Here is a 3019-nt window from a genome sequence, read left to right on the forward strand (position 1 = left end):
AGGACAAGACTTATAGCTTGTAGCTGATAACTTGTAGCTAACTAAATCATTCTTCGCTTTTATCCGAAGAATGTGACGACAAATGTAAAAGCATTTTGACTTTACAACAAATATTTAACGCGGTTGTCTCAAAAGTCTTTTTTTGAGACAACCGCGTTAAAACAATAGCTTATTCCGACTTCTTAATGCAAATTGACCCAGACACCGTTTGCCCTTCCCTGAAATTTATGAGTAGTTTCGTTGTAACGGATAGCACCGTTACTAGCAGAATCGCCGCTATTACCAATTTGTACCGAACCTGCTACCCGTAATTGTGCAGTATTAACAGGAATAGCTCCTATCCCTAAACTACCGGCAATATAATTTTTCTTGTGTGTTCCTCCCACATAAATACCATAGTGATTGGTTGCAGTGCCCTCGTTCATCGAGTCGCCAGACCCAACATATATATCATAGGCAGTAGTCACTGTTCCCGAATTTTTCATGGGCGAAACATAAATTCCATAGGCAATATCTGTAGTTGCTGTAGTCAAATCGGCAGCCTGATGCCCGTAATACACCATAGCACCATACAGGCGCGAAATGCTTGTGTTAGAGGTTTTGTAACTATGGAGCCTCAAAGCTGACATATTGCTTGCCACTACTTCCATTTTTCCTGCCGGAGCTTCTGTTCCAAGCCCAAAACTTCCGGCAAAGTAGTTTATCTTCCGGCTACCTTCTATTACTATACCATATCTGTTTGTTACCTGTCCGCCATTGGCTACTACAACATCCCTGACATATATATCATACAAATTAGAAGCTATACCACCCCGTACATAAGGAGATAAATATAAACCGTAAATTCTATCTGTCGTCCCTGTTGTTTGAGCTTCATAATGGCCATAAACTATTTGGGCTCCCGATATAGAAGCTAAGTTACCATCGTCATTGCGGCCTCTTCTCATAGCCGAAGAGTAAATACCTTGTATTGAAGATGAAGATGTAACTCCTGCAGCCACTTTCCCATAAGTAGTTGCCACAATTGAACGCTGCGTTTTCGCATCGGCATCAGTGATGAGAGGTGTAGTAGTAGCCACATAAACGCCATAGCATGTATTGTTGACAAATGTACTATTCTGTACCATTAATGCTGAGTTTGCTGAAGAATTTCCCCCGATACCAACATTACCCGGCCGGCAAATAGGAGTTGTTTTATCTGCACCTGCATCCAATTCGGTACCACCTTTGTACCATGCTGTAGCCGCAGGAGAAACATACTTAACATAAGCACTGCTGCTATCGTTGTATATCCACATGGAACCATCCTGACCTATATAAAAATAGGTGGTGTTCGATTTTAAATTATCATCATTAGTAAAGGCCGGATTGACCTCTCCCTCTTCATCCAAAGAAGGTACGTCATCAAATTTTGCCCCCGAGGTGTTCGGGTCATTCGCATCTGTATAAACAAAAGTACGGTTTTCCTGCTGAATAGCTTCTTGCTGGCGAACCCATTTTATACCGTCATTATAATAAAGACCGGGAGTTACAGCAGTATTGTCCGTTCCTCGTGTAGCAGTGTTATAAATAGTCATGCCTGCCACATGGGCTGATAACGGACTGGCAGAAGTAGTGGAAGTTAGTGCCACACGTGGCAAAAGCAAACCGCCATGTTTACCAGTTTCATAATTGGAACGAAGGTCGAGAACGGCATTTCCGTCGGGTTGGGCATCGGCCCCGATAGTAACCTGAGCACAAAGATTGCCCGAAGCTACAAATAACACGAGTAATGTGACAACTACGTGTTGTAAAAATTGTTTTCTGTTCATAAGTTGATAATGTTTAATTGTTAGTTGTTAATTATTAATGGTTAATTATTAATTATTAGTTATTAATGTTTAATTATTATTTAGTTACGAGTTAGAGATAAGAAGCAATAAAGCAACTTTATACTTTTCCCTTTCACCTTTTTCCTCATTCTTTTATCTTGATTCTTGGCTCTTGGCTCTTTAATCTATTCAAGTCCGCTCCCATCCCGCCCGTATAGCGGCTTTAAGTCCGCTTTACGGATAAATTATGTTTGCGTTATTCACCTCTCTCCCTCTCGTTTGCAACGAGAGGGTTGTTGTTTTACGTTTTAAACGTAATCCCCCATTTAACCCCTCGTTACAAACGAGGGGAAGTAACAGCGAAAGATGTTTCGTCCCTACATTTGTTATCCGGCATTTATATTTTTAAAATATCCCGTAGGGATTAAAGTTTGGTAATAATGTCAATCATCTCATTATAAGCGTGCCATAGGTACGCTACTTCGTTTTTATCCGTAAAGCGGACTGAAAGCCGCTATACGGAACAATTCTATCCCTATCGAAAACAGCAAAGGCGTATGCACGTTCTACANTTGTTTTCTGTTCATGATTACTTAATTATTAGTTGTTAATGTTTAATTATTATTTAGTTACAAGTATTTCATTTTGTCCCGTATAGCGGCTTTCAGTCCGCTTTACGGGTAAATTATATTGTTTTACGTTTTAAAACGTAACTTCCATTTAACCCCCTCGTTACAAACGAGGGAAAGTAACAGAGTTATATTTATTATGCAAAGCCAGAGCTTTGCTTCTATCAGCGGCAGTAGCGGGACGCTACACCGAACAAAAGCGCATCTTTCCCTTTTGTCCGTAAAGCGGACTCAAAGCCGCTATACGGATGAGGAATAAATATCCCACAAAGCCACACAAAGAAAAACACGGAGCTTCGCCAGAGATAAAAACACTCTGCGAAACTCCGTGAACGACTCGGTGTGGCTCTGTGAAATACACAACCAACATTCATTTTTAATGAATAGAAAACAAGGGAATACAAACAACGGTAGGGGCGAAAAATTTTTCGCCCTATAGTGGGATATAAATACGCAAAGGAAAAATAAGGGAATAAAATGGAATAAGAGAAAAAAAGGAATGGTAAGACGTAATACCCAATTACGGCAATAGTAAATGGTAAATGGACAAATTGTAAATGGCTTAGTCTCTCTCTCTCT

At 40.2% G+C, this 3019-nt stretch carries 1 protein-coding gene; it reads right to left on the minus strand.

All coding sequences use genetic code 11. The features are described from left to right. Positions 1-182 precede the first annotated feature (182 nt). The gene (locus tag D0T49_RS06620) at positions 183-1811 is read right to left on the minus strand and encodes a hypothetical protein (protein ID WP_163629813.1); all 1629 of its coding nucleotides are present in this window, start codon (positions 1809-1811) and stop codon (positions 183-185) included. Positions 1812-3019 lie beyond the last annotated feature (1208 nt).

It is taken from the genome of Paludibacter sp. 221 (genome assembly GCF_010501035.1).
GTDB lineage: Bacteria > Bacteroidota > Bacteroidia > Bacteroidales > Paludibacteraceae > QVMH01.